Origin of the sequence: Streptomyces sp. NPDC101165, from assembly GCF_044768135.1 — a bacterium.
In the GTDB taxonomy this organism is placed as follows: domain Bacteria; phylum Actinomycetota; class Actinomycetes; order Streptomycetales; family Streptomycetaceae; genus Streptomyces.
In genome coordinates this window covers 110,085-135,836 of record NZ_JBIWPG010000005.1, presented here as the reverse complement: position 1 = coordinate 135,836, position 25,752 = coordinate 110,085, and the positions used below count along the sequence as shown (strand labels likewise).

Below are 25,752 nucleotides of genomic sequence, written 5' to 3'. Positions count from 1 at the left end.
GGGGTGGCGTCGGCTCTATGTCCCCCCCCCCCCCCGCCCTCCAGCCCCCCCCCAACCCAACATTTGCGCGACCCCACACAGCCCCCGGGGGGCGGGGGGGGGGGGGGGCGCCCCCCCCCCCCCCCACGGCTCGCGATGGACGCTCCTGAGAAAGTCGGCGTCAGTCGTTGATGCAGGTGTTGCCGAAGGCGGGGTTCAGGAGCCCGATCACGTTGATCGTGTTGCCGCACACGTTCACCGGAACGTGCACGGGCACCTGGACGACGTTGCCGGAAATGACGCCCGGCGAGTGCACGGCGGCACCCTGGGCACCCGAGTCGGCGACGGCCAGGCCCGCGCCGGCGAGAACCAGACCACCGGTGGCAGCGGCGGCAGCGACGACCTTCTTGATCATTATTCCTCCTTGTAGGCAAATGCGATCCACAGTGCGGCATCGCATCACCTGTAACGAGGAGGGAGTAATGGAGCTACGAGCTTATCGTCGCATTCACTCTTCTCAGGAGATCTCGTACGGGCGCCCGAATACCTGGGCCCAAGACTTCACGACGCGTCGATGAACCGGTCAAGCACTCGCACGCCGAACTTCAGCCCGTCCACCGGCACCCGCTCGTCCACGCCGTGGAACATGCCGGCGAAGTCCAGCTCCGGCGGCAGCTTGAGCGGCACGAAGCCGAAGCCGCGGATGCCGAGGTCGTCGAAGGACTTGGCGTCGGTCCCGGCGGAGAGCGTGTAGGGGATCGCCTTGGCGGTCGGGTCCTCGGCCAGCAGCGAGGACTGCATGGCCTCGACGAGCGCCCCGTCGAAGGTGGTCTCGATCGCCTTGTCGGCGTGCACGTCCTCGCGGCGGACGTTGGGCCCGAGCAGCCGGTCGAGGTCGGCGAGGAACTCCTCCTCGTGGCCCGGCAGGAACCGTCCGTCGATGTGCGCAGTGGCCTCGCCGGGGATGACGTTGACCTTGTAACCGGCGTTCAGCTGGGTGGGGTTGGCGGTGTTGGACAGGGACGCGCCGATCAGCTTCGCGATCCCGCCGAGCTTGGCCAGGGTGGACTCCATGTCCTCCGGGTCCAGCTCGGTGCCGAGCGCGTCCCCCAGCTCGTCGAGGAAGGCCCGGGTGGTCTTGGTGACCCGCACCGGGAACCTGTGCCGGCCGACCCGGGCGACGGCCTCGGACAGCTCGGTGATGGCGTTGTCCCGGTGGATCATCGACCCGTGTCCGGCGGTGCCGGCCACGGTCAGCCTCATCCAGTGCATGCCCTTCTGGGCTGTCTCGATCAGGTACAGCCGCCGCTGCTCGTTCACCGTGAAGGAGAAGCCGCCCACCTCGCTGATCGCCTCGGTGACGCCCTCGAACAGGTCCGGGTGCTTGTCGACCAGGTGCCGGGCGCCGTACGTGCCGCCGGCCTCCTCGTCGGCGAGGAAGGCGAGCACGATGTCCCGCGGCGGCCGCCGCCCGCTGCGCAGCCGGTCGCGCACGACCGCGAGGGTCATGGCGTCCATGTCCTTCATGTCGACGGCCCCGCGGCCCCACACGCATCCGTCGGTGACCTCACCGGAGAAGGGGTGGTGGGTCCAGTCGTCGGCGTTGGCCGGTACGACGTCCAGGTGGCCGTGGATGAGCAGCGCGGGCCGGGAGGGGTCCTCGCCCTCGATCCGGGCCACGGTGGAGGCGCGCCCCGGGTGCGACTCGAAGATCTTCGGCTCCAGCCCGACCTCGGCGAGCTTCTCCGCGACGTACTCGGCCGCTTGGCGCTCGCCGGGGCCCGAGTGGTCGCCGTAGTTGCTGGTGTCGAACCGGATCAGCTCGCGGCAGAGGTCCACGACCTCGTCCTCGCCGGTGACGCCCTTGGCCGTGTCCGTCTCGCTCACGCTGCGTCCTTCCGCTGTCTGCTGGTGGTCCCCCTCATCCTCTCTCCGGCCCGGCCCCGGGCCCAAGACCGGCCCCGGCCCGTCACACGCCGTTCACGCGGGCCCGGACCGCCGGACGGGGTGTGATCAGCCACCCTCGAAAGCCTGGTAATGTTTCCTTCGTCGCCGCGAGGGAAACCCCGCACGACAGACACCTTGTCCGGGTGGCGGAATGGCAGACGCGCTAGCTTGAGGTGCTAGTGCCCTTTATCGGGCGTGGGGGTTCAAGTCCCCCCTCGGACACCAGTGAGGGCCCCTGTTGATCAGGGGCCCTCTGCTTTTCCCCCGTCCCCTTACTGGAGCGGGCCGAGCAGGTCCGGCAGCGGGTGGTCGAGCGGTGAGCGCCGCTCGGGGCTCAGGGACGTCTTCGTGGCGGAGCACAGGTCCGTCGTGCCGGAGCCCGACGAACTCACCGAGGCCGATCGGCGGGTCCTCACCGGACTCCTCGACAAGGACCGGCTCCGGCTGCAGCGCGTGCGTCTGAACGTCGCTCCGAAGACGGCCATCTCCGGTGCCCGGCAGATGTCCTGGCTCTGCTGCGCGCGACACCCGGCTGCCGTTCGACGACCCGGCCACCGGGAAGTGGCTGACGGGCAGCGCCGGTTACGCCGCCCTCGTCCCGCACGCCCTGCCCACCGAGTGCCGGGCGCTGCTCGACGAGGGGCTGCGGCGTGACTACGTACGGACCGAGCAGGTGCAGCCGGTGCTGCGCGGGCAGCTTGACCTGCGGGCGCAGCTGACGCACCGCTACGGCGTCGTCGACCGGCTGCACGTGCGGAACTTCGAACGGCGCGTGGACACCTGGGAGAACCTGGCTCAACTCCCGCTACCGGCCTGCCCACACCTGGGCCCGGCTGGTCCTGGGCGGCGGCGGGGTGACCGACCTGCTGCACGACCGCGGGCCGCCCGCGGGGAGCCCACTGCTGCGGAGGGACCGACTCTGGGAAGTGGTCGTCCAGCGGACGGCCGCGCGGGCGGCGCAGGAGTTCGGCGGGCGGCAGGTGGAGGTCGCCGAGGTCCCGGCCATCAGGACGAGCGACGAGACCGGCACCAGCTCCTCACGCACATAGCCGGATACACGACACCGGGCGGCCGGCACCCCGGACGATCCGGGGTCCTGGGCATCGACACCCGGCCGGCGCCCGAGCAGGCGGCACAGCCCCTGCGGGAACTCGTGGCGGAGTTCGCGGCCGGCGGCGGGAGCTGACGGCGACACGAATTGCCCTGTGTGTCCGCTCCCTTGCGGTGCGTGTGGGGCATCTCTCGTGGAGCATGAAAACAGCAGGTCAGCACTGTCGGTGCGGTCCGCCCCCACTCACCCGGACAGGCTTCCCGAGTGGCTGGACCAAGAGGCAAAGCCTAGCGTCGTACTAATATTTCCGGCTTGTTACCGAGCTGGAGCCGGACAACCCCAGGCAGACCTGCGGGCCCGCCAGCGCCCCGGAGGCCTCCGGGATCGAGACGCGAGGACCGATGGCAGCCATAGACGAGAGCAGCGCTCTCGGCCTGCTCGACGAAGAGTTCCGCACGCAGTTCGGCGACAGGGCACGCTTCTCCGCGGGGCCCGCCGCCTCACCGCGCACGCTGGTCGACGTCTTCGACGCCTCCGTGCGGTCGTACCCCGATGAACTCGCCCTGGACGACGGCACCCACCGCCTCACCTACCGCGGTCTGGCCGTGGAGGTGGAGCGGTTGCGGCGGCGGCTCGCCGAGGCGGGCGTCGGGCTCGGGGACCGGGTGGGGGTGCGGGTTCCCTCCGGGACCAACGAGCTGTACGTGGCGATTCTCGCCGTGCTCGCCGCCGGCGCCGCCTACGTCCCCGTGGACGCCGAGGACCCGGACGAGCGGGCCGAGTTGGTGTTCGGGGAGGCGGCCGTACGGGCTGTCGTCGGGGCCGGGCACACCGTCACCACCCAGGGCGCCGCGGGCTCCCCCGCCGCCCGGCCCGGTGTCGAGCACGACGCCTGGATCATCTTCACCTCCGGGTCCACCGGGAAGCCGAAGGGCGTGGCCGTCACGCACCGCAGCGCCGCCGCGTTCGTGGACGCGGAGGCGGCCCTCTTCCTCACTGAGGAGCCGATCGGGCCCGGCGACCGGGTCATGGCGGGTCTGTCCGTCGCGTTCGATGCGTCCTGCGAGGAGATGTGGCTGGCCTGGCGGTACGGCGCCTGTCTGGTGCCCGTGCCGCGGTCGCAGGTCAGGAGCGGTGCCGATCTGGGGCCCTGGCTGGTCGAGCAGGAGATCACGGTCGTGTCGACCGTGCCCACGCTGGCCGCGCTGTGGGAGCCCGAGACCCTCAACGACGTACGGCTGCTGATCTTCGGCGGCGAGGCCTGCCCGCCCGAGCTGGCGCAGCGGCTGGTCACCGAGGGGCGCGAGGTGTGGAACACCTACGGGCCGACCGAGGCGACCGTCGTGGCCTGTGCGGCGCTCCTCACGGGTGAGGAGCCGGTGCGGATCGGGCTGCCGCTGAACGGATGGGAGCTCGCGGTCGTCGACGAGAGCGGGGAGCCCGTGCCCCTGGGGGGCAGCGGGCAGCTCGTGATCGGCGGGGTCGGACTCGCCCGGTATCTCGATCCCGGGAAGGACGCGGAGAAGTACGCGCCGCTGGAGTCGCTGGGCTGGGAGCGGGCGTATCGCAGTGGCGACCTGGTCAAGGCCGAGCCCGAGGGACTGATCTTCCTGGGGCGGGCCGACGAGCAGATCAAGCTCGGCGGCCGGCGGATCGAGCTCGGCGAGGTGGATGCCGCGCTGCAGGCGCTGCCCGGTGTCGCGGGGGCCGCCGCCGCGGTGCGCACCGCCCGTAGCGGCAACCAGCTCCTCGTCGGGTACGTCGTCACCCAGGACGGCTGGGACCAGGCGGCCGCCGTCGAGAAGCTGCGCGCGGAGCTGCCCGCCGCGCTGGTGCCGCTGCTCGCGCCCGTCGCCGAGCTGCCGACCCGGACGTCCGGGAAGGTGGACCGAGGCGCCCTGCCGTGGCCGCTGGAGGGCCTGGAGGCCCCCAAGGCCGATCTGTACGGCACCGAGGCCTGGCTCGCCGAGCAGTGGGCCGAGGTGCTGGGCATCCCGGTGACCAGCGCCTCCGACGACTTCTTCGCGATCGGCGGCAGCAGCCTGGCCGCCGCCCAGCTCACCAGTCGGCTGCGCACCCGCTACCCGAGCGCCGCCGTCCTCGACATCTACCAGCAGCCCACCCTGCGCAAGCTGGCCCGGCGCCTGGAGGCCTCGGCGCAGGACGACGGCGCGCAGCGGACGGTCGAGCCGGTGCCGGTGCGCGCCCAGGCCGTCCAGCTCCTGCTGCTCGTCCCGCTGTTCACGCTGCTCGGGCTGCGCTGGACGGTGGCCCTGGCCGCCGTCGGGAACCTGCTGCCCGGCTACGCCTGGCTGCCGACCGCCCCCTGGTGGCTGCTCGGGGCCGGCGCCCTGCTGTTCTTCAGCCCGCCCGGCCGGATCGCGCTCGCGGCGGGCGGGGCGCGGCTGCTGCTGCGGGGCCTGGAGCCCGGGCGGTACCCGCGCGGCGGGAGCGTGCATCTGCGGCTGTGGACCGCCGAGCGGCTGGCCGAGTTCAGCGGGGCCACCTCGCTGACCGGCTCATGGCTCGAGCGGTACGCGCGGGCGCTGGGCGCCCGGGTCGGGCCCGAGGTGGACCTGCACTCGCTGCCGCCGGTCACCGGCCTCCTCCGGCTGGGGCGCGGGGCCGCCGTGGAGTCCGAGGTGGACCTGCGCGGGTACTGGCTGGACGGTGACCGGCTGGAGGTCGGTCCGGTGCGGGTCGGCGCGCACGCCGTCGTCGGGACGCGCAGCATGCTGTTCCCGGGTGCGCGGGTCGGCAAGCGGGCCGAGGTGGCACCGGGGTCGGCGGTCACCGGGCAGGTGCCCACCGGTCAGCGGTGGGCGGGCGCGCCCGCGGTCAAGCTCGGCAAGGCCAAGCGCAACTGGCCGAAGGAGCGGCCGCAGCGCGGCACGTACTGGCGGGTCATGTACGGCGTGACGGGCATCGCGCTCAACGCCCTGCCCCTCGTCGCGGGCGTGGCCGCGCTGCTGGTCGCCCGGCTCTTCGTGACGCCCGGCGCCTCCCTCGCCCGGACTCTGCACGGGGCCGCGCTCGGGCTCGTCCCGGCCACGCTCGCCTACGGGCTGGCGTACGCGCTGCTGATCCTGATCGCCGTGCGCCTGCTCAGCCTGGGGCTGCGCAAGGGCACGCATCCGACGCACAGCCGGGTCGGCTGGCAGGCGTGGACCGTGACGCAGCTGATGGACCGGTCCCGGGAAACACTGTTCCCGCTGTACGCCGGGCTGGTCACGCCGGTGTGGCTGCGGCTGCTGGGGATGCGTGTCGGGCGGGGCGCCGAGGTGTCGACCGTGCTCGCGCTGCCGAGCCTGACCACGGTCGGCGACGGGGCGTTCCTCGCGGACGACACGCTGACCGCGCCGTACGAGCTGGGTGGCGGCTGGGTGCGGATCGGGCACGCGGAGATCGGGCGGCGGGCCTTCCTCGGGAACTCCGGGATGACCGCGCCGGGGCGGAGCGTGCCGGACGGCGGTCTGGTCGGCGTGCTGTCGGCGACGCCCAAGAAGGCGAAGAAGGGCACCTCGTATCTGGGGCTGCCGCCGGTGAAGCTGCCGCGCAGTGCCACCGGCGGGGACCAGAGCCGTACCTACGACCCGCCCGCCCGGCTGCTGTGGGCGCGCGGTCTGGTGGAGCTGTGCCGGATCGTGCCGGTGTTCTGCTCGGCGGCGCTGGCCGCGCTGACGGTGGCGGCGCTGTGTGCGCTGGGGCCGTGGGCGCCGCTGCTCTCGGGGCCGGTGCTGCTCGCGGCCGGGGCCGCGGCCGCGCTCACCTCGATCGTGGCGAAGTGGCTGCTGGTGGGGCGGCACCGCACCGGGGAGCATCCGCTGTGGAGTTCCTTCGTGTGGCGCAACGAGCTGGCGGACACGTTCGTCGAGGTGCTGGCCGTGCCGTGGCTGGCCGGTGCCGTGCCGGGGACCCCGGTGATGACGGCCTGGCTGCGCGGGCTCGGCGCCCGCATCGGCAAGGGCGTCTGGGTGGAGAGCTACTGGCTGCCGGAGACGGACCTGGTGACCCTGGAGGACGCGGCCACCGTGAACCGCGGCTGTGTCCTGCAGACTCACCTCTTCCACGACCGGATCTTGCGGACGGATACTGTGGTCCTCCGTGAGGGCGCCACGCTGGGCCCTGGCGGGATCGTGCTGCCCGGCAGTGCGGTCGGGGCCCGTACGACCCTGGGTCCCGCGTCGCTCGTCATGGCCGCGGAGTCCGTCCCGGACGACACCCGCTGGCTCGGCAACCCGATCGAGGCATGGCGTCCGTGAGCGCAGCCTTCTCGGGGCCGGTGGGCGGTGCACCGGCACGGAGTGGTGGCACAGCGCAGGGAGCGGACACAGCAGTGGCAGTTCAGCAGTCGGTCGGCCCGGACCCGTACTTCCCGGACAACGGTGACTTCCGCTACCGGGTGCACCGCTACGAGCTCACGCTGGACTACCGCCCGGGCCCGAACCGGCTGGCGGGCACCGCCCGGATCAACGCCATCGCGGGACGGACGGCGCTCACCGAGTTCCAGTTCAACCTGGCCGACTTCAAGATCGGCCGGGTGCGGGTGGACGGCCGGCAGCCGCACTACACGCACCGTGGCGGCAGGCTGCGCATCCGCCCGGCCAAGCCGATCCGGGCCGGGGCCGCCTTCACGGTCGAGGTGCACTGGTCCGGGAACCCCAGCCCGGTGTCGAGCCCCTGGGGCGGGATCGGCTGGGAGGAGCTGTCGGACGGGGCGCTGGTGGCGAGCCAGCCGATCGGGGCGCCGTCCTGGTACCCGTGCAACGACCGGCCGGCCGACAAGGCGTCGTACCTGATCTCGGTCACCACGCCGTCGGCGTACGCGGTGGTCGCGGGCGGGCGCCTGCTGACGCGTACGACGAAGGCCTCGACGACCACCTGGGTGTACGAGCAGGCCGCGCCCACGTCCAGCTATCTGGTCGGTCTCGCGATCGGCAAGTTCCAGACGGTGCTGCTGGGCGACCCGGGGCCGGGCGGCATCCCGCAGCACGGGCACATCCCGGCGCATCTGCTGCCCGAGTTCTCCCGGGACTTCGCGCGGCAGCCCGCGATGATGGAGCTGTTCCAGGACCTGTTCGGGCCGTACCCGTTCGACGAGTACGCGGTCGCGGTCACCGAGGAGGAACTCGATGTGCCCGTCGAGGCACAGGGGTTGTCGCTGTTCGGTTCCAACCACGTGGACGGGGCGCGGGGTTCGGAACGGCTGGTGGCGCACGAGCTGGCGCACCAGTGGTTCGGCAACTGCGTGTCCATCGCCGACTGGCGGCACATCTGGCTGAACGAGGGCTTCGCCAAGTACGCGGAGTGGCTGTGGTCCGAGCGTTCGGGCGGCCGCAGCGCCCAGCAACAGGCCGCCGCCGCACACCGGTTGCTGTCCGCGCTGCCGCAGGACCTCCGGCTGGCCGACCCCGGCCGCAAGTCGATGTTCGACGACCGGCTCTACGAGCGGGGCGGGCTGACCCTGCACGCGGTGCGCTGCGCGCTGGGCGACGAGGCGTTCTTCCTCATGGTGCGCAGCTGGGTACGACTGCACCGGAACGGCTCGGTGACGACGCCGGCGTTCACGGCGCACGTGGCCCGGTTCGCGGAGGAGCCGGTGGACGGGCTGTTCGAGGCGTGGGTGTACGGGGCGGCGCTGCCGCCACTGCCGATGCCGGGCACGGCAGCTGCGGCGGTCTAGTTCGCGAAGTCAAGGAGCGCCTTGCACGACCGGCTCCGGTCGGCGGCCAGGGCGAACGCCGCCTCGGCCTGCCGTACCGGAACGACCGCGCTGATCAGTCCGTCGAGTTCGACGCGGGCCGCCGGCAGCCGCGGTGCCTCGTCGAACTCGGCGGCGAAGCGGAACGCATTGTCGACGAGGATGTCGAGCGGGCCCACCCGCTCCTCGACGTCCGCGATCCCGGCGGTCACGGACGGACCGTCGGCGGTCACGTCGAAGGCCGCCGTGCGGATGCGGTCCCCGGGGAGTTCCGCGGCCGCTTCGGCCCGGCCGGTCCGGGTCGCGCCCGTTGAGGACCACCGTGCAGTCGGCCTCGGCCAGGCCCCGGGCCGGCGCCAGGCCGATGCCGCGGCTGGAGCCGGTGACCAGGGCCGTACGGCCGCCGATGTCGAAGAGGGGGTGAGCCGTCATCGCCGTACCGTTCCTAGATCACCAGGGACAGCAGCAGGACCAGACCGCCGGCGACCACCGAGATGATCGTCTCCATCACTGACCAGGTCTTGCCGGTCTGTCCGACGCTCAGCCCGAAGTACTCCTTCACCAGCCAGAAGCCGGCGTCGTTGACCTGGCTGAAGAAGAGCGAGCCGGCGCCGATGGCGAGGACCAGCAGGGCGGTGTGGGTGGTCGACATCTCGGCCGCGAGCGGCGCGACCAGACCGGCCGCGGAGATCGTCGCCACCGTCGCCGAGCCGGTGGCCAGCCGGATCGCCACCGCGATCAGCCAGGCCAGCAGCAGCGCCGGGATCGACCAGTCCTTGGAGATGTCCAGGATCATCTGGCCGACGCCGGAGTCGATCAGCGTCTGCTTGAAGCCGCCGCCCGCGCCGACGATCAGCAGGATGCCCGCGATGGGCATCAGGCCCCTGTCGACCGTCTGCTGGAGCCGCTCCTTGCCGAACCCGGCGGCCCGGCCCAGCGTGAAGAAGCCGACGATCACCGCGGCGAGCAGCGCGATCAGCGGGGAGCCGACGACGTCGAAGATCCGCTGGGTCATGTCGGTGGGGTCGTCGACGACGATGTCCACCAGCGCCTTGGCGAGCATCAGCACCACGGGCAGCAGCATGGTGGCGAGCGTCGCGCCGAAGCCGGGCCGGCGCTCCAACTCCTCGGAGGTGGAGGCGCGCTGCGGGAGCATGCGGTCGGGGGCCGGGACGTCCACCCAGCGCGCGGCGAACCGGGAGAAGACCGGACCGGCGATGATCACCGTCGGTATGGCGACAACGATGCCGAGCGCCAGGGTCACGCCCAGGTTGGCGCCGACCGCGTCGATCGCGACCAGCGGACCGGGGTGCGGCGGGATCAGGCCGTGCATCACGGACAGACCGGCCAGCGCCGGGATACCGATGCGCATCAGGGAGTAGTTGCCGCGCTTGGCGACCATCAGCACGACCGGGATCAGCAGCACGATGCCGACCTCGAAGAACAGCGGCAGGCCGACCACGGACGCGATCAGCACCATCGCCCACGGCATCGCACGCCTGCCCGCCTTGGCGAGGATCGTGTCGACGATCTGGTCGGCGCCGCCGGAGTCGGCGAGGAGCTTGCCCAGGATCGCCCCGAGCGCGATCAGGACGCCCACGCCGGCCACCGTGGCGCCGAGCCCGGTGGTGAAGCTGGTGATGGCCTTGTCCAGCGGTGCCCCGGCGACGGCCCCGAGGACCAGCGACCCGATGGTCAGCGCCAGGAAGGCATGAAGCTTGAACTTGGTGATGAGCAGGACGATGACGGCGATGCCCGTCAGGACGGCTATGCCGAGCTGGGCGTGGCCGGCCGAGGTGATGGGCTGGACGGTGTCCGCTGCCAGCATCTCGACACTGAGTCTGGTCACGGGGGTTCCCTTGCAGGTACGGGGGACGGGGGTGGGGTGCTACTCGGAGGTCTCGGAAAACGCGTCGAGTGCCTTCACGGCTCGGTCGGCGATCTCCTCGGGGCTGCCGCTGACGTCCACGGCGACTCCCGGCTCGTCGGACTCCAGGGGCTGGAGGGTGGCGAACTGGGAGTCCAGCAGGGCGGTCGGCATGAAGTGACCCTGCCGGTGGAACATCCGGTCCTCGATGAGCCCCCGGTCGCCCGTCAGGTGCACGAACACGATCCCGGGCGCCACGGCCCGGAGCCGGTCCCGGTACGACCGCTTCAGCGCCGAGCTGCTGACCACCCCGCCGAGCCCGTCCCGCCCGTGCGCCCAGTGGCCGATGGCGTCGAGCCACGGCCACCTGTCGGCGTCCTCGAGCGGGATCCCGGCCGACATCTTGTCGATGTTGGCCTTGGGGTGGAAGTCGTCGCCCTCGGCGTACGGGACGCCCAGCCGGGCTGCGAGCAGAGGACCGATCGTGGTCTTGCCCGTCCCGGCGACGCCCATCACGACGACGACCTGGGGGGTGCACATGACTGCCTCGCTGTCTTCCTCGACATCCGACGCCGACGGCCGGCGTCGCCACACTGAAACCCATTGGTACGACTAATTCAAGAGTGTGTGACATATAAGTCTGACTTTTAAGCTCTGTGATCCACCCCGTACTCTGAGTGCATGAGCACACCGGGCCGGGGGCTGCACGGCCGCGTACTGGACACCCTCGGTCCCGCGATCACCGCGGGCGAGTACCCGCCGGGCAGCGTTCTGCGCACCGACGAGCTGGCACAGCACTTCGAGGTGTCACGTTCCGTGATGCGCGAGGCGGTTCGGGTGCTGGAGTCCATGCACCTGGTCGAGTCCCGCCGCCGGGTGGGCGTGACGGTCCGCCCCAAGGCCGCGTGGAACGTCTACGATCCGCAGGTCATCCGCTGGCGCCTCGCGGGCGCCGACCGCCCGCACCAGCTGCGTTCCCTGACCGTGCTGCGCTCGGCGATCGAGCCGGTTGCGGCGGGCCTGACCGCGAGGAACGCCACGGCCGAGCAGTGCGCCGAACTCACCGAGTGCGCACTGGGCATGGTGTCCACCTCACGCGGCCACCGGCTGGAGGAGTACCTGGTCCACGACGTCGCCTTCCACCGGGTCATCCTCACGGCCTCGGGCAATGAGATGTTCGCCCGCCTCGGCGACGTCGTCGCGGAGGTGCTGGCCGGGCGCACCCATCACGAGGTGATGTTCGAGGACCCCGACCCGGCTGCCGTGACCCTGCACGTGCAGGTCGCGGAGGCGGTGCGCGCGGGCGACGCCGCCCGCGCCGAGCAGCTGACCCGCGAGATCACCGTGGGCGCCCTCCAGGAACTGGACATCCTGGCGCCCTAGTCGAGGAAGTCCCCGTCGACGTACACCCAGGCCCCGTCCACCCGCTCGAACCGGCTGCGCTCGTGCAGCGAGCCGCCGCGGTAGGAGGCGCGGAACGTCACGGTGCCGGTGGTGTGGAAGGCGGACCCGTCGGTGCCGCCGAGGATCTCCAGCCCCGTCCACCTCATGCCCGGGTCCAGGTCCAGCCGCTCCGGCCGGGTCCGGGGATGCCAGGTCCGCAGCAGATACCCGGTGTCCCCCTTCACGAACGCGCTGTACCGCGACCGCATCAGCGCCTCGGCGGTCGGCGCGGCGGCGGACCCCGAGTGGAAGCGGCCGCAGCAGGCGTCGTAGGACTCGGGTCGGCCGCAGGGGCAGGTGCGCGTGGTCATGGCCCACATTCTGCCCGTGACCGGGGAGGCGCCTGCCGCCGGTGCGGTGCACAGTGGAAGAGGAGACGCGCCGGTGCGTCCCGTTGCCTCGCAGCGCAGTGAGGAGAGACGGACGATGACTCGACCCGTGAGCAACCGTCCTCCGTCCGTCAAGGAATGGCGGCTGAACCTGTACCTGTCCGAACACGACCCGGACACCACGGCCCGGATCATCCTGGACACCGGGGACAACGTCCTGGAGAGCCACGCGGAGGCCCGCAGAAGCCCCTACGACACGGCGGTGCCCGAGATCGGTGACGAACTCGCGGCCGGACGTGCGCTGATCGCCATGGGCCGGCTGCTGCTGCGCGCGGCCTCGGGCGACATGAAGGAGATGGGTGCGACCGAGATGGACACTCCCGCGCCCCTCTGGCCGACCCAGGGATGACGGAGCCCTGCCGTGCTCTTCACCGACCGAATCGAAGCGGGGCGGATGTTGGGCGCCCGCCTCGAGTACCTGAGGGGTCAGGACGTCGTGGTGCTGGGACTGCCGCGCGGCGGGGTGCCGGTTGGCGCGGCGGTCGCCGAGGCGCTCGACGCGCCCCTGGACGTCTGCCTGGTGCGCAAGCTGGGCGTGCCCGACCAGCCTGAGCTGGGCATGGGCGCGATCGGCGAGGGCGACGTACGGGTGATCAACGAGGAGGTGCTGCGCCTCACGGGCGTCGGCGAGGCGGCGCTGGACCGGGTCGAGCGACACGAGCGCGAGGTGCTCGCCCAGCGGGCCGCCCGCTATCGGGGCGACCGCACTCCCGTCGACGTCGCGGGCCGGACCGCCGTGGTCGTCGACGACGGCGTGGCCACCGGCTCGACCGCGCGGGCGGCCTGCCGGATCGCCCGGGCCCGGGGCGCGGCGCGGATCGTGCTGGCCGTCCCCGTGGCACCACGGGACTTCGCCCGGCGGCTCGGCGGGGACGCCGACGAACTGGTCAGCCTGGACACCCCGGACGACTTCCTCGCGATCGGCCAGTTCTACGTCGACTTCGCCCAGACCGACGACGACGAGGTGACGGCCTGTCTGCGGCAGGCGGCCAGACGCCACGACCGCTTCGCCGGCACCGGCGCCGAGGACCGCGAGGTGGAGGTGACGGCCGGTGCCGTACGGCTGCGCGGGCGGCTCACCCTGCCCGAGGGCGCGACCGGGGTCGTCGCCTTCGCCCACGGCAGCGGCAGCAGCCGGCACAGCCCGCGCAACCGGTTCGTGGCCGAGGGACTGAACCGGGCCGGCCTCGGCACCCTCCTTTTCGACCTGCTCACCGAGGCCGAGGAGCGCGACCGGGCCAACGTGTTCGACATCCGGCTGCTGGCCGGGCGGCTGGCCGGGGCGACCGACTGGCTGCGCGAGGAACCCGATGCCGAAGGGCTCGCCGTCGGCTACTTCGGCGCCAGCACCGGCGCGGCCGCCGCCCTGTGGGCCGCCGCCGAACCGTCGGCACGTCCCGCCGCGGTCGTCTCCCGTGGTGGCCGGCCCGATCTCGCCGGGCCCCGGCTGCCCGAGGTGACGGCGCCCACGCTGCTCGTCGTGGGCGGCGCCGACCTGCAGGTGCTCGGGCTCAACCGGGAGGCACAGGCCCAACTGCGGTGCGAGAACCGGCTGGAGGTGGTTCCCGGCGCCACGCATCTGTTCGAGGAGCCCGGCACGCTGGAGCGGGTGACCGAGCTGGCCCGCGACTGGTTCACCGACCACATGGCACCCGCGCACGTGTAGGTGGGGATCATGCCCGAGGGGCTCGTCACCCTGTTTCTCGCCGGTGACGTCATGCTCGGCCGGGGCGTCGACCAGATCCTCCCGCACCCCGGTGACCCCGCCCTGCGGGAGGCCTATGTGCACGACGCCCGCGACTACGTCGCGCTGGCGGAGGCGGCGAACGGTCCCGTACCGCTGCCGGTGGCCCCCGCCTGGCCCTGGGGGGAGGCGCTGCCGGTCCTGGAGCGCGCGGCGCCCGACGTGCGGGTGATCAATCTGGAGACGGCGGTCACCGGGGACGGCCGCTTCGCGCCGGGCAAGGGAGTCCACTACCGCATGAACCCGCCCAACCTGCCCTGTCTCGCCGCGGCGCGGCCCGACGTCTGTGTGCTCGCCAACAACCACGTGCTCGACTTCGGGACGCGGGGCCTCGCGGAGACGCTGGACTCCCTGGCGGCGGCCGGGCTGCGCGTCGCGGGTGCGGGCCGGGACGAGGGCGCGGCCTGGCGTCCGGCGGCCGTACCGCTGCGGGCGGGCGGGCGTGTGCTGGTCTTCTCCTTCGGGATGCCGTCCAGCGGAATCCCGCGCGGCTGGGCCGCCGGTGCCGAGCGGTCCGGGGTGGCCCTGGTAGCCGCGCCGACCGAGGGCGCCGCGGCCGCGTTCGCCGGCCGGCTGCGGCAGACCGGCCGCCCGGACGACATCGTGGTCGCCTCGGTCCACTGGGGCTCCAACTGGGGTTACGGCGTCTCCGGCGCCGAGGTCCGCTTCGCCCACGCGCTCGTCGACGCGGGGGTGGACGTCGTCCACGGTCACTCCTCGCACCACCCGCGTCCGGTGGAGGTGTACCGGGACAGGCTCGTCCTGTACGGCTGCGGCGACCTGGTCGACGACTACGAGGGCATCGGCGGCTTCGAGCGTTACCGGGACGACCTGCGGCTGCTGTACCTGGCCTCGCTCGAACTCGGCACGGGCCGGCTGGCCGGCCTGCGGATGGTGCCGCTCCAGGCCCGGCGGATGCGTCTGGAGCACGCGTCGGCCGGGGACACCGCGTGGCTGTGCGCCGCCCTCGACCGGTGCAGCCGTGACTTCGGCACCCGGGTCGAGCAGGGGGACGACGGCACACTCACGGTGCGGGCCCTGCGGTGAAACGGGAGTTCAGCTCCGCCCGGCCTTGTGCAGGAACTTGCGCAGGCGGGTCAGGGGCCAGGTGTTGATGACGTCCTCCTTGGTGAGCCAGCCGCGCTGTGCGGTGCCGACGCCGTAGCGCAGTTGGTCGAGGTGGAGGACGGAGTGGGCGTCGGTGTTCACCGCGAACTTCACCCCGTGCTGCCGGGCCCGCAGGATGTCCTCGTCGCGCAGGTCCAGCCGGTCGGGCTGGGCGTTGACCTCCAGCGCGGTGCCGTTGCGGGCGCAGGCGGCGAACACCTCGTCCCAGTCGGCCTCGACGCCCGGCCGCTTGCCGATGAGCCGGGTGGTCGGGTGGCCGATGACGTTCACGTACGGGTTCTCGCAGGCCCGCAGGAGCCGTCTGGTCATCGCCTCGCGGTCCAGGTCGAAGTGGGAGTGCAGGGAGGCCACGCAGAGGTCGAAGCCGGCCAGGAAGTCGTCCGGCCAGTCGACGTCGCCGTCGGGGCCGATGTTCAGCTCCGTGCCGTGCAGGAGCCGCATCCTGCCCAACGTGCCCTCCAGTTCCCGCAGTTGCTCCCGCTGGGCGAGGATCTTCTCGTCGGTCATGCGCTGCATGTACAGGTGAGGCGCGTGGTCGGTGACCGCGTAGTAGGCGTAGCCGCGTGCGGCGGCGGCCTCCAGCATCGTCTCCAGCGGTGCGAGGCCGTCGGTGAGGTCCGTGTGGGTGTGCAGGTCGCCGCGGATGTCTCGCTCGGTCAGCACCTCGGGCAGCTCGCCGTGCAACGCGGCCTCGATCTCCCCGCGGTCCTCGCGCAGCGTCGGCGGGATCCAGGGCAGGCCGAGCCGCTCGTACACCTCCTCCTCCGTGCGGGAGGCGAGCGACTCCCCGCTCTCGGCGTCGAACAGGCCGTACTCGGAGAGCTTGAGCCCCTGGTGGACGGCGATGGTGCGGGTGCGGATGTTGTGCCCCTTGGAGCCGGTGAAGTACTGCAGCCCGGCGCCCCACGAGTTGGGCGGCAGCACCCGCAGATCCACCTGGACGCCCTTGCGGGTGCGGACCGACGTCTTCTTCTCGCCGTGGGCGATCACTTCCGCGGTCGACGGCAGCGAGACCAGGGCGTCCATGAAGGGCCCCGACCGGTTCGCCGCGACGAGGATGTCGATGTCGCCGATGGTCTCGCGCATGCGCCGCAGCGATCCGGCGTAGGTGCAGCGCTTGCAGCCGGTCACCGCGGACAGTTCGGCGACGATCTCCTCGGCGGTGTCGAGGGCCAGGTGGACGGGGATGCGGTCGCCCGCCTGCCGCAGCAGCCGGATCCCGTGCAGGATGTTCTCCTGCGTCTTCTCGCCGAACCCCTTCAGGTCGGCCAGCGCGTCCGCCTCGATGGCCGCGGCCAGTTCGTCCACCGAGGAGATGTGCAGGTCCTCGTAGAGCCGCAGCGCCTTCTTCGGGCCGAGCGTGGGGATCGTGATCAGCTCCCGCACCCCGGCCGGGATCTTCGCCCGGCGCTCCTCGACCACGGCCATGGTGCCGGTGCGCAGGTACTCGATCACCTTGTCGGCGATCGACCGGCCCACGTTCGGGATCTCCTTCAGGCCGTCGGCGTCCAGCCGGGAGATGTCGGCGGGATGGCCGCCGATGGCACGCGCGGCCTTCTCGTAGGCGCGCGCCTTGAAGGCGTCGCCTCCCGTGATCGCGATGAGGTCCGCGTACTCCTGCAGGAGCGCCTCGACCTCTTCATTGGGCCGGGCCACCCCTCAAGTCTAGGAAGGCGCGGTGCGAGTCGTCGTCACGGACGCCACAGGGGGTGTTCCCGCTTCGCCCACTCCCTGCTCACCGACCCGGTCCGCAGTCCCCGGCGCGCCTCCGGGTCCGCCAGTGCCATGCCGATGTGGCCGGCCAGGACCACGCCGACGGTCAGCGCCAGCCAGTCGTGGACGAAGGTCGCCGAGGTGCGCCACATCAGCGGGGTGAGGTGGGTGAACCACATCATCAGGCCGGTGCCGAGCATGACCAGGGTGGCCCCGGCGATCCAGGCGGCGTAGACCTTCTGGCCCGCGTTGAACTTGCCCGCCGGACGCGAGGAGTGGCGCTTGTCGCGCACGAGGGCGGCGCGCAGCCACACGCGGTCGTGGGGGCCGAAGCGGTTGAGGAAGCCGAGGTCGGCGCGGAAGGCCCGGGAGGCAAGGCCGAGGAGGACCGGGACGGGCAGGGCGAGCCCGGCGCACTCATGGATGCGTACGACGAGTTCGCGGCGCCCGACGAGCACGGCCAGCTGGGGGATGTAGAGGCAGGCCGCGGTCACCACGCACACGCCCATCAGGGCGGCCGTGGTGCGGTGCACCCACCGTTCGGCCCGGCTGAAGCGGTGGACGCGGGCGCTCGTCGGGGCCGGGGTCTCAGCTCGTAGGCTCATCGGTCCGTCCGTTCGAGCGGCCGACCCAGGCGTCGACGTCGTAGCCGAGGTTCTCCCAGTAACCGGGCCGGACCTCATCGGTCACGGTGATGCCGGAGAGCCACTTGGCCGACTTGTAGAAGTACATGGGGGCGACGTAGAGCCGGACCGGGCCGCCGTGGTCGTGGCCGATGTCCTTGTCCTGCATGCGCAGGGCGGCCAGGACATCCGGGCGGCGGGCCTGGTCGAGGGTGAGGCTCTCGGTGTAGGTGCCGTCGAAGCAGGTGAAGCGGATGGCCTTCCCGGAGGCCCGGACGCCCGCGGCGTCCAGCAGGTGGGAGAGGCGTACGCCCTCGAAGGGGGTGCCCGGGACCCGCCAGCCGGTGACGCACTGGACGTCCTTGACCAGCCGGGTCTGCGGCAGGGCGCGCAGCTCGGCGAGGGTGTAGGTGTGCGGGTGGTCGACCAGGCCGTCGACGGTGAGCCGGTAGTCGGCGGGGCCCTTGTGCGGGACGGACGCGGCGACCGAGTAGTAGCGGAAGCCGCCGCCGTTGGGCAGCAGGCCGGTCAGACCCGTGGGGTCCTTGCCGGAGACGGTGCCGAGGAAGCCCTCCAGGCCGCGTTGCAGCACCGGCGCGGTGACGACGCCGAGGGCGCCCAGGCCGAGGGTGCCGAGGAAGACGCGGCGGCCGATCGGCCTGCCCTCCGGTTCCTCGGCTGGTTCAGAGTTCACGTCATCATTCGAGCACTTCCGGCCGTGCCGGGGCCAGGCGGTCGGGCCACAGGTCAGACTTCCGTAATCACTTCTCACCTACGGTTCGGGAAACGACGCCTCGGGCGAGGGCCTGCCGAGTGCGCGGGAGCGGGCGGTGCGGAAGGCCTGCCAGGCGTCGCGGTGCGGGTAGGACCAGGGGGCCCGGGTGGCGTGCCGGCCGATGCGCTGGAAGAGGGCCGCCGCCTCGGCCGGGCGGCCGGCGCAGGACATGGCGAACGCCAGGTGGTTGAGGTCGGTGTGGCGGCGGGGGTGGTCGTCGTGCTCCCACTCCAGCCACCAGTCGAAGGCCGCGCGCAAGATCCGGCGGGCCCGCGGGCCCGACCAGTGCCCGGAGCCGACCGGGTCGCCGGGGGCCGGCCCGGTGGCGGCCAGGACCCGGTAGCGCTCGGCGTACGCGACCACCGGCAGGACGGCCAGCGGGGAGTCGGCGGGAGCCTCGGCGGCGGCCAGCTCGGCGAGGTCGTACACCTCGTGGGACTCGGCCCGGCCGCCCTGGGGCCGCTCGGCGAGCCGGGCGACCAGCAGGTGGTGTCCGTGGTGGTGCTCGGGATGCCGCTCGCGCAGTTCCGCGAACGTGCCCAGCACCTCGTTCTCCGGGCCCCGGGTGCGGGCCAGCTGGAGCAGGCCGAGCCAGGGGGTGGGGTCGGCGGGGGCGAGCGCGGCGGCGGTGCGGCAGGCCTCGCGGGCCCGGTCGGCGTCGTCCTTGCCGCGCAGGGTGCGCTGGACCAGGGCGAGGGCGTGCAGGGTGGCGGCGTCGGCGCAGCCGGGCTCGGCGAGCAGCCACTCGTGGGACCAGGCGGCGGCGTACGGCTCCGCGGCGAGCACGGTGGCCCGGTGCCCCCGCCGGTCCCAGTCGTCGCCGGTGTGCAGCAGCAACGACCGGGCGATCTGCCAGCGGCCCTGGGCCAACGCCGCCCGGGCGGCGAGGAGTTCGACGTCGCCGAGCGCGTCGTCGAAGGCGCCTGCCGCGACGTCTTCCGAGGCGAGGGCGCCTGCTAACGCGCCGGAGTCGTCCGGGGCGGTGTCGCCGGACTGGTCCGTGGGGGCCCGGCGAGCGCCGAGCAGAGGCGGGAGTGGAGGCACCGCGGAACTTCCTGATTCTCGGGCTGCCATCGACCGATCACGCACAGCAAACCCCCAGCCAAGGTTTGCGTCAAGCGGAACCCGAATGTTATTGCCTTCAACTAACCTTTCGGGAGGGGCACTTGGGACACGCCCGCCCTGGTTGCGGTGGCGGGTGCGCGGAGTGCGGGCGGACTGCTGTGGCGTACGCCATGGCGTCGGAGGTCCGCTCGGCGGAGCATGGCCGGACGGTCCCGCCCTCCGTGGGCGAACCCGCCGCCGGCGGGGCATCGTGACCGAGTCAACCGCCCGGTTCCGGGCACTCTCCGGGGCAATGCGGCCCCGGGAGCGCTACAGTCGGCCACTACGCGTCCGTGGTCCGGCCGGATGATCGAGGTACGCAGCGTGTCCGTTCTGGTTCTCCTTCTCGCCGTGAGCGCGGCCAGCTGTGTCGGCTTCGGATTCGTGCTCCAGCAGAACGCCGCCCAGAAGGCACCACTCGGCGACTTCCTGTCGTTCCGGCTGCTGCTCGACCTGATGCGGGTGCCGCGCTGGCTCGGCGGCATCGGCCTGATGGTGGCCGGCATGGTGCTGGGCGCCGTCGCACTCGGCAAGGGCGAGGTCTCCCTGGTCGAGCCGCTGCTCGCCACGAACCTGCTGTTCGCGCTCGCCCTCTCCCGCCACCAGACCAGACAGCCCCTGGGCCGCCAGGGCTGGACCGGCCTCGCACTGCTCGCGGGCGGCGTGACCGCGTTCATCCTGGCGGGCGAGCCGCGCGGCGGCAGCGCGCTCGCCGACCCGGTGCGGCACTGGCTGATCATCGGTGCGATGCTCGGCGCGGCCATGGTGCTCACGACGTACGCCAAGCGGTCCCGGCTGAGCTGGGGCCCGGTGCTGCTGGCCACCGCCGCCGGGCTGCTGTACGGCGTACAGGACGCGCTGACCCGGGTGAGCGGCACCCGCTTCTCCGAGGGCGGCCTCACGGAGCTGTTCACCAGCTGGCAGCCGTACGGCGTGCTCGCGCTGGGCGTCACCGGTCTCGTCCTGGTGCAGAGCGCCTTCGAGACGGCTCCGCTGCGCATGTCGCTGCCCGCGCTCACCGCGGCCCAGCCGCTCGCCGGCATCCTGTGCGGGGTGGGCTTCCTCGGCGACCGGCTGCACACCGACACCGGAGCGCTGGCCTGGGAGGCCGCGGGGCTCGCGGCGATCGTCGCGGGCATCGTGCTGCTCGGGCTGCACCCGGCGATGCCGTGCGGCACGGAGCCGGAGCACACGAGGGACCTCCAGGCACGCTGAGCCGGCCGTGCGGGGCCCTGCTTGGATACGGGCATGAACCCTGCTGACGAGATCCTCGACATCGTCGACGAGCACGACCGGGTCGTCGACCAGGTCGCGCGCGGCGAGGCGTACGCCCGGGGCCTGCGCCACCGCTGCGTCTTCATCCAGGCCCGGGACGCGGCCGGGCGGCTCTTCGTCCACCGCCGCACCGCGACCAAGCTGGTGTTCCCCGCCCTCTACGACATGTTCGTCGGCGGGGTCGTGGGAGCGGGCGAGTCCTACGACGAGGCGGCACTGCGGGAGGCGGAGGAGGAGCTGGGCGTGACCGGCCTGCCCCGGCCGGCCTTCCTCTTCAAGTTCCTGTACGACGACGGGGCCGGGAACAGCTGGTGGTCGGCGGTGTACGAGGTGCGGTGCGACCTTCCGGTACAGCCCCAGGCGGAGGAGGTCCAGTGGCACGACTTCCTGCCCGAGGACGAGGTCGAGCGGCGGCTCGGCGACTGGGAGTGGGTGCCGGACGGGCTGGCGGCGTACGAGCGCCTGAGGGCGTTCCGTGCCGCCCGTTGAGGCCCCGGTAGGGTCCTGCGCGTGATCGAATTCGTGCGGAACGTCCGGCTGTGGTTCGCCCCGGAACAGGTACGCGAGGAGGGCAACACCCCCGACTACCGGTTCTCGCTGGCCAACGAGCGCACGTTCCTCGCCTGGCTGCGCACCGCGCTCGCGCTGATCGGCGGCGGTTTCGCGGTGGACCAGTTCCTGCCGGACCTGCGCTGGGCGTGGCGGGTCGGCCTGGCGCTCGCGCTGCTCGGCGCCGGTGTGCTGTGCTCGCTGCGTGCGGTGAACCACTGGGTGCGCTGCGAGCGGGCGATGCGGCGGGGCGAGGATCTGCCGGCGTCCCGCTTCCCGGCGGTGCTGAGCCTGGTGGTCGCGGTGGTGGCGGTCGCGATGGTCGTGGTGGTGCTGGTCGGATGGGCGGGATGAGCACCGAGGCCCGGGATCCCGGGCTGCAGCCGGAGCGCACCCGGCTGGCCTGGCGGCGCACGACGCTGTCGAGCACCGTGGCCGCCGTACTCGCCGTGAAGACCGCGCTGCACGGCGGGGCCACGGCCGTCGGCGTCGTCCTGTGCGCCCTGTGCTGCGCGCTCTGGCTGGGCTTCCTGTGGGTGGCCCACCACCGGATCGGCGCGCTCGCGACCAGCCCGCGCCCGGCCGCGCTGGCACCGCGGCACGCGACGGCGGCGGTGCTGTGCACGGTGGCGATGGCCGCGTGCGCGGCCGTACTCGTGTTCTAGACGGCGCCCTTACCTGCCGGGTCTAGGCGGTGCCTTCCTCGGTCTCCCAGCCCACCGTGACCACGATCTTGCCGCGGGTGCGCCCCTCCTGGCTCAGCCGGTGCGCGTCCGCCGTCCGCTCCAGCGGCAAGGTCTCCTGGACGTGCACGGACACCGCTCCCTGCTCCGCCAGCTCGGACAGGCGGGTCAGGTCCGCGACGTCGGGGCGGACGAAGCAGTAACGGCCGCCGTAGCTCAGCACCTCGGCGTCGGCGATGGACGCGAGCCGGCCCTCGGGGGCGAGCAGGTTGGCCGAGATCTTCAGCGTGTCGCCGCCGACCGTGTCGAAGACCGCGTCCACGCCCTCGGGAGCCAGTCCACGCACCCGTTCGGCCAGGCCCTGGCCGTAGGCGACCGGCTCGCCGCCGAGGCCCCGTACGAAGTCGTGGTTGCGCTCGCTCGCCGTGCCGATCATCCGGGCGCCCAGGTGGGCGCCGATCTGGACGGCCAGCGAGCCGACCCCGCCGGCCGCAGCGTGCACCAGCACGGTCTCACCGCGCTTGATCTCCAGCGCCTTCACCAGGACCTGGTAGGCGGTGAGCCCGGCCAGCGGCAGCCCCGCGGCCTCCTCGAAGGACAGGTTGCGGGGCTTGCGGGCCAGGGTGCGCACGGGCGCGGCGACGTACTCGGCGAAGGTGCCCCGGGACAGGAAGTCCTCGCGGACGTAGCCGATCACCTCGTCGCCGACGGAGAACTCGGTGACGGCGACTCCGGGCTGCACCACCACCCCGCTCACGTCCCAGCCCGGGACGACCGGGAAGACGGCGTCCAGGACGGGGTCGAGGTAGCCCTCGCGGCACTTCCAGTCGACCGGGTTGACCGCCGCCGCGCGCACCTTGACCAGCACCTCGTCGGGGCCGACCTTCGGGTCGCGGACCTCCCCGTACTCCAGCACCTCGGGTCCGCCGTAGCGGCTGTAGCTGATGCCCTTCATGCCCTCGACCCTCCGGGGTACTCGTACGCCACGCAACCGGTATGCCCCGATATGTACCGTTCGCGCGCGTAGCCTGTCGCTCGTCACCGTTCCGTACCCCTCGAAGGTGAACACATGACCACGCTCCACCAGGAACACGCCGAGCACGGCACCCACAGCCACGGCCCGGACTGCGGGCACACCGCCGTCCGGCACCTCGACCACCTCGACTACGCACACGACGGCCATCTGCACCGCGAGCACGGCGGCCACTGGGACGAGTGCGAACCGGCCGGCCACACCGCGCACGAGGGCCACGAACACGTGCACCACGAGGAGTGCGGGCACGCCCAGGTGCAGCACGGCGACCACGTCGACTACCTGCACGACGGACACCGGCACGCCGAGCACGGGGACCACTGGGACGACCACTGACCCGCACGGCAGAAGGACCGACGGCTCCCCGGGCAGCGCGCGGGGAGCCGTCGGCCTATCGTGGCTCCGGTCACGTTTCTCGCCACGTTCGGCGTATGCACTGGACGGCATACCGACCGGTCGGCATCATAAGTCGGGTCCGGTTCACCCGTTCGTAGGAGTGATGTATGAGCGCCGACCACCCGCCAGGACTCGATCTCGACCGGCTGCGCGGCCTGCTCGACCGTGAGCGGCCCGGTCTGGTGAACGGCCCGCTGACCGGCCGGCTGATCGAGGGCGGACGGTCGAACCTCACCTACGCACTCTCGGACGGCACCTCGAAGTGGGTCGTCCGGCGCCCGCCGCTCGGCCATGTGCTGGCCACCGCGCACGACATGAAGCGCGAGCACCGGGTGATCAGCGCGCTGCACCCGACGGACGTGCCGGTCCCCCGCCCGGTCCTGCTGTGCGAGGACGAGGAGGTGCTCGGGGCGCCGTTCTACGTCATGGAGTTCGTCGAGGGCACCCCGTACCGCACCGCGGACCAGCTCGCCCCGCTGGGCGCGGAGCGCACCCGGAACGCGGTGCTCTCCCTGGTGGACACGCTGGTCGAACTGCACGCGGTGGACCCCGCCGAGGTGGGCCTCGGCGACTTCGGCCGGCCCGAGGGCTTCCTTGACCGGCAGCTGCGCCGCTGGGGCAAGCAGCTGGACGCCTCCCGCAACCGCGAACTGGCCGGCATCGACGAGCTGCACGCGGCCCTCGGACGCGCCCTGCCCACCTCCCCCGCGCCCACCGTCGTGCACGGCGACTACCGGCTGGACAACGTCCTGATCGGCACCGACGACAAGATCAAGGCGATCCTCGACTGGGAGATGTCGACACTCGGCGACCCGCTGACCGACCTGGGCCTGCTGGTGATGTACAGCCAGCCGCTCGGGATGCCGCACTCGCCGGTGTCCACGACCGCCGAGGCCCCGGGGCACCCGTCCCCGCAGGAGCTGATCGAGCGGTACGCGGCGCGCTCGGGGCGCGACGTCTCCGCCGTCTCCTGGTACACGGCGTTCGCCTGGTTCAAGCTCGCCGTGATCCTGGAGGGCATCCACTACCGGTACACGCTCGGCCAGACGGTCGGGCGCGGCTTCGACCGCATCGGCGAGCTCGTGCCCGTCTTCATCGACCACGGACTGACCACTCTTCAGGAAGGCTGACCGGACATGGACTTCGCGTTCGACGCGCGTACGGAAGAGCTGCGCGGCAAGCTGCTCGCCTTCATGGACGAGTACGTCTATCCGGCGGAGGCGGTGGCGGAGGAGCAGCGCGCCGCGCTGGCCTCGCCCTGGGACACCCCGGCCGTGGTCGAGGAGCTCAAGGCGGAGGCACGCAGGCAGGGCCTGTGGAACCTCTTCCTGCCGGACGCCGAGTACGGCGCCGGGCTGACGAACCTCCAGTACGCGCCGCTCGCCGAGATCACCGGCCGCTCCCCGCACCTCGCGCCCCCGGCGACGAACTGCGCCGCGCCCGACACCGGGAACATGGAGGTGCTGGCGCAGTTCGGCAACGAGCAGCAGAAGAAGCAGTGGCTGGAGCCGCTGCTCGCCGGTGAGATCCGCTCGGCGTTCGCGATGACCGAGCCGGACGTGGCCTCCTCCGACGCGACGAACATCACCACGCTCATCGAGCGGGACGGCGACGACTACGTCATCACCGGACGCAAGTGGTACATCTCCGGCGCGATGAACCCGGACTGCAAGATCTTCATCGTCATGGGCAAGACGGATCCGGACGGGGCGGACATCCGGCGCCAGCAGTCGATGATCCTGGTCCCGCGCGACACCCCGGGCGTGACCGTCAAGCGCGCGATGCAGGTCTTCGGTTACGAGGACCACTCCCACGGCGGCCACGCCGAGGTGATCTTCGACCAGGCGCGTGTGCCGGTGTCGAACCTGATCGGCGAGGAGGGCGGCGGCTTCGCCATCGCCCAGGCCCGGCTCGGCCCGGGCCGGATCCACCACTGCATGCGGCTGATCGGCATGGCCGAGCGCGCGATCGAGCTGATGTGCCGGCGGGCCGTCTCGCGCACCGCGTTCGGCAAGGCGCTGGCCCAGCAGGGTGTCGTCCAGAACTGGATCGCCGACGCCCGGGTCACCGTCGAGCAGCTGCGGCTGCTGGTGCTGAAGACGGCCTGGCTGATGGACACCGTCGGCAACAAGGGCGCCCACACGGAGATCCAGTCCATCAAGATCGCCACCCCGCGCGCGGTGGTCGGCATCCTGGACCGGGCCATCCAGCTGCACGGCGCGGGCGGTGTGAGCCAGGACTTCCCGCTGGCCGAGCTGTACGCGAGTGCCCGCACCCTGATGCTGGCCGACGGCCCGGACGAGGTGCACCAGCGGTCGCTGGCGCGACGGGAACTGAAGAAGTACCTCTAGG

General features: G+C 72.4%; 25 protein-coding genes, 1 tRNA gene and 1 pseudogene. 15 read left to right on the top strand and 12 right to left on the bottom strand.

Annotation, left to right across the window (positions count from 1 at the left end; all coding sequences use genetic code 11):
* Positions 1-160 precede the first annotated feature (160 nt).
* Together chpH and ACIRVH_RS12100 are read right to left on the bottom strand one after the other, a co-directional pair.
* A complete protein-coding gene (gene chpH, locus ACIRVH_RS12105) occupies positions 161-394 on the bottom strand; it encodes a chaplin ChpH (RefSeq protein WP_094216784.1) in 234 nt (77 codons plus the stop codon).
* Between the two features lie 146 nt (positions 395-540).
* Positions 541-1,866: a M20/M25/M40 family metallo-hydrolase gene (locus ACIRVH_RS12100; RefSeq protein WP_403951282.1), complete on the bottom strand. Its 1,326-nt coding sequence runs from the start codon at positions 1,864-1,866 to the stop codon at positions 541-543.
* A gap of 197 nt (positions 1,867-2,063) precedes the next feature.
* On the opposite strand from ACIRVH_RS12100, the gene ACIRVH_RS12095 reads away from it, so the two are divergent.
* Positions 2,064-2,151: transfer RNA gene (locus tag ACIRVH_RS12095), tRNA-Leu, on the top strand.
* Between the two features lie 47 nt (positions 2,152-2,198).
* On the opposite strand, the gene ACIRVH_RS12090 is transcribed toward ACIRVH_RS12095, so the two are convergent.
* Positions 2,199-2,342, bottom strand: coding sequence for a hypothetical protein (locus ACIRVH_RS12090; protein ID WP_403951281.1), 144 nt, complete (start codon positions 2,340-2,342; stop codon positions 2,199-2,201).
* A gap of 74 nt (positions 2,343-2,416) precedes the next feature.
* Here ACIRVH_RS12090 and ACIRVH_RS12085 point away from each other — a divergent pair, with 74 nt between their 5' ends.
* The 3 genes from ACIRVH_RS12085 to ACIRVH_RS12075 all read left to right on the top strand — a co-directional run bounded on the left by ACIRVH_RS12085 (position 2,417) and on the right by ACIRVH_RS12075 (position 8,660).
* A complete protein-coding gene (locus tag ACIRVH_RS12085) occupies positions 2,417-3,112 on the top strand; it encodes a hypothetical protein (protein WP_403951280.1) in 696 nt (231 codons plus the stop codon).
* A gap of 266 nt (positions 3,113-3,378) precedes the next feature.
* Complete coding sequence (locus ACIRVH_RS12080) at positions 3,379-7,239, top strand: Pls/PosA family non-ribosomal peptide synthetase (protein WP_403951278.1); 3,861 nt, start codon at positions 3,379-3,381, stop codon at positions 7,237-7,239.
* Positions 7,240-7,313: 74 nt separating this feature from the next.
* Entirely contained in the window at positions 7,314-8,660 is a 1,347-nt protein-coding gene (locus ACIRVH_RS12075) for a M1 family metallopeptidase (RefSeq protein ID WP_403951276.1), read from the top strand.
* Positions 8,661-8,824: 164 nt separating this feature from the next.
* On the opposite strand, the pseudogene ACIRVH_RS12070 reads toward ACIRVH_RS12075, so the two are convergent.
* The 3 genes and pseudogenes from ACIRVH_RS12070 to ACIRVH_RS12060 all read right to left on the bottom strand — a co-directional run.
* Positions 8,825-9,110: pseudogene (locus tag ACIRVH_RS12070) on the bottom strand (SDR family NAD(P)-dependent oxidoreductase); the annotation flags it as partial.
* A gap of 13 nt (positions 9,111-9,123) precedes the next feature.
* Entirely contained in the window at positions 9,124-10,527 is a 1,404-nt protein-coding gene (locus ACIRVH_RS12065) for a GntP family permease (RefSeq protein ID WP_403951274.1), read from the bottom strand.
* Positions 10,528-10,566: 39 nt separating this feature from the next.
* Positions 10,567-11,085 carry a gluconokinase gene (locus ACIRVH_RS12060; RefSeq protein WP_403951273.1) on the bottom strand — a complete coding sequence of 173 codons (519 nt, stop codon included), beginning with the start codon at positions 11,083-11,085 and terminating at the stop codon, positions 10,567-10,569.
* A gap of 141 nt (positions 11,086-11,226) precedes the next feature.
* Here ACIRVH_RS12060 and ACIRVH_RS12055 point away from each other — a divergent pair, with 141 nt between their 5' ends.
* The gene (locus ACIRVH_RS12055; RefSeq protein WP_403951271.1) at positions 11,227-11,928 is read left to right on the top strand and encodes a FadR/GntR family transcriptional regulator; all 702 of its coding nucleotides are present in this window, start codon (positions 11,227-11,229) and stop codon (positions 11,926-11,928) included.
* Here ACIRVH_RS12055 and ACIRVH_RS12050 read toward each other — a convergent pair.
* Complete coding sequence (locus ACIRVH_RS12050; RefSeq protein ID WP_403951269.1) at positions 11,925-12,299, bottom strand: YchJ family protein; 375 nt, start codon at positions 12,297-12,299, stop codon at positions 11,925-11,927. The genes ACIRVH_RS12055 and ACIRVH_RS12050 overlap by 4 nt on opposite strands.
* Positions 12,300-12,426: 127 nt before the next feature.
* Here ACIRVH_RS12050 and ACIRVH_RS12045 point away from each other — a divergent pair, with 127 nt between their 5' ends.
* From ACIRVH_RS12045 to ACIRVH_RS12035, 3 genes are read left to right on the top strand one after another with little or no spacing between them, the layout of a single operon-like run.
* Positions 12,427-12,726 carry a dsRBD fold-containing protein gene (locus tag ACIRVH_RS12045; protein WP_403951267.1) on the top strand — a complete coding sequence of 100 codons (300 nt, stop codon included), beginning with the start codon at positions 12,427-12,429 and terminating at the stop codon, positions 12,724-12,726.
* Between the two features lie 12 nt (positions 12,727-12,738).
* A complete protein-coding gene (locus ACIRVH_RS12040; protein WP_403951265.1) occupies positions 12,739-14,043 on the top strand; it encodes a phosphoribosyltransferase family protein in 1,305 nt (434 codons plus the stop codon).
* 9 nt (positions 14,044-14,052) lie between these two features.
* A complete protein-coding gene (locus tag ACIRVH_RS12035) occupies positions 14,053-15,168 on the top strand; it encodes a CapA family protein (protein ID WP_403951263.1) in 1,116 nt (371 codons plus the stop codon).
* Positions 15,169-15,177: 9 nt separating this feature from the next.
* On the opposite strand, the gene polX is transcribed toward ACIRVH_RS12035, so the two are convergent.
* From polX to ACIRVH_RS12015, 4 genes are all read right to left on the bottom strand, one after another.
* Positions 15,178-16,905, bottom strand: coding sequence for a DNA polymerase/3'-5' exonuclease PolX (polX, locus tag ACIRVH_RS12030; protein ID WP_403951260.1), 1,728 nt, complete (start codon positions 16,903-16,905; stop codon positions 15,178-15,180).
* Between the two features lie 35 nt (positions 16,906-16,940).
* The gene (locus tag ACIRVH_RS12025) at positions 16,941-17,567 is read right to left on the bottom strand and encodes a cytochrome b/b6 domain-containing protein (RefSeq protein ID WP_403951257.1); all 627 of its coding nucleotides are present in this window, start codon (positions 17,565-17,567) and stop codon (positions 16,941-16,943) included.
* Positions 17,551-18,279: a molybdopterin-dependent oxidoreductase gene (locus tag ACIRVH_RS12020; RefSeq protein ID WP_403951256.1), complete on the bottom strand. Its 729-nt coding sequence runs from the start codon at positions 18,277-18,279 to the stop codon at positions 17,551-17,553. The genes ACIRVH_RS12025 and ACIRVH_RS12020 overlap by 17 nt, the downstream gene beginning before the upstream one ends.
* Before the next feature lie 78 nt (positions 18,280-18,357).
* Entirely contained in the window at positions 18,358-19,404 is a 1,047-nt protein-coding gene (locus ACIRVH_RS12015; RefSeq protein ID WP_403951254.1) for a hypothetical protein, read from the bottom strand.
* A gap of 366 nt (positions 19,405-19,770) precedes the next feature.
* Here ACIRVH_RS12015 and ACIRVH_RS12010 point away from each other — a divergent pair, with 366 nt between their 5' ends.
* The 4 genes from ACIRVH_RS12010 to ACIRVH_RS11995 are packed head-to-tail and all read left to right on the top strand — an operon-like array spanning position 19,771 to position 21,953.
* Complete coding sequence (locus tag ACIRVH_RS12010; protein WP_403951252.1) at positions 19,771-20,679, top strand: DMT family transporter; 909 nt, start codon at positions 19,771-19,773, stop codon at positions 20,677-20,679.
* Positions 20,680-20,712: 33 nt separating this feature from the next.
* Positions 20,713-21,228 carry an NUDIX hydrolase gene (locus tag ACIRVH_RS12005; protein ID WP_403951249.1) on the top strand — a complete coding sequence of 172 codons (516 nt, stop codon included), beginning with the start codon at positions 20,713-20,715 and terminating at the stop codon, positions 21,226-21,228.
* Positions 21,229-21,249: 21 nt separating this feature from the next.
* Positions 21,250-21,642: a YidH family protein gene (locus ACIRVH_RS12000; RefSeq protein WP_403951247.1), complete on the top strand. Its 393-nt coding sequence runs from the start codon at positions 21,250-21,252 to the stop codon at positions 21,640-21,642.
* Positions 21,639-21,953: a DUF202 domain-containing protein gene (locus ACIRVH_RS11995; RefSeq protein ID WP_403951245.1), complete on the top strand. Its 315-nt coding sequence runs from the start codon at positions 21,639-21,641 to the stop codon at positions 21,951-21,953. Before ACIRVH_RS12000 ends, ACIRVH_RS11995 begins: the two co-directional genes overlap by 4 nt.
* Positions 21,954-21,975: 22 nt before the next feature.
* On the opposite strand, the gene ACIRVH_RS11990 is transcribed toward ACIRVH_RS11995, so the two are convergent.
* Complete coding sequence (locus ACIRVH_RS11990) at positions 21,976-22,926, bottom strand: NADP-dependent oxidoreductase (protein ID WP_403951243.1); 951 nt, start codon at positions 22,924-22,926, stop codon at positions 21,976-21,978.
* A gap of 114 nt (positions 22,927-23,040) precedes the next feature.
* On the opposite strand from ACIRVH_RS11990, the gene ACIRVH_RS11985 reads away from it, so the two are divergent.
* The 3 genes from ACIRVH_RS11985 (at position 23,041) to ACIRVH_RS11975 (ending at position 25,751) form a co-directional block, all read left to right on the top strand.
* A complete protein-coding gene (locus tag ACIRVH_RS11985) occupies positions 23,041-23,340 on the top strand; it encodes a hypothetical protein (RefSeq protein WP_403951240.1) in 300 nt (99 codons plus the stop codon).
* Between the two features lie 167 nt (positions 23,341-23,507).
* On the top strand, positions 23,508-24,530 hold the full coding sequence (locus ACIRVH_RS11980; RefSeq protein WP_403951238.1) for a phosphotransferase family protein: 1,023 nt from the start codon (positions 23,508-23,510) through the stop codon (positions 24,528-24,530).
* Between the two features lie 6 nt (positions 24,531-24,536).
* Positions 24,537-25,751, top strand: a complete 1,215-nt coding sequence (locus tag ACIRVH_RS11975) for an acyl-CoA dehydrogenase (RefSeq protein ID WP_403951235.1) — start codon at positions 24,537-24,539, stop codon at positions 25,749-25,751.
* Position 25,752 lies beyond the last annotated feature (1 nt).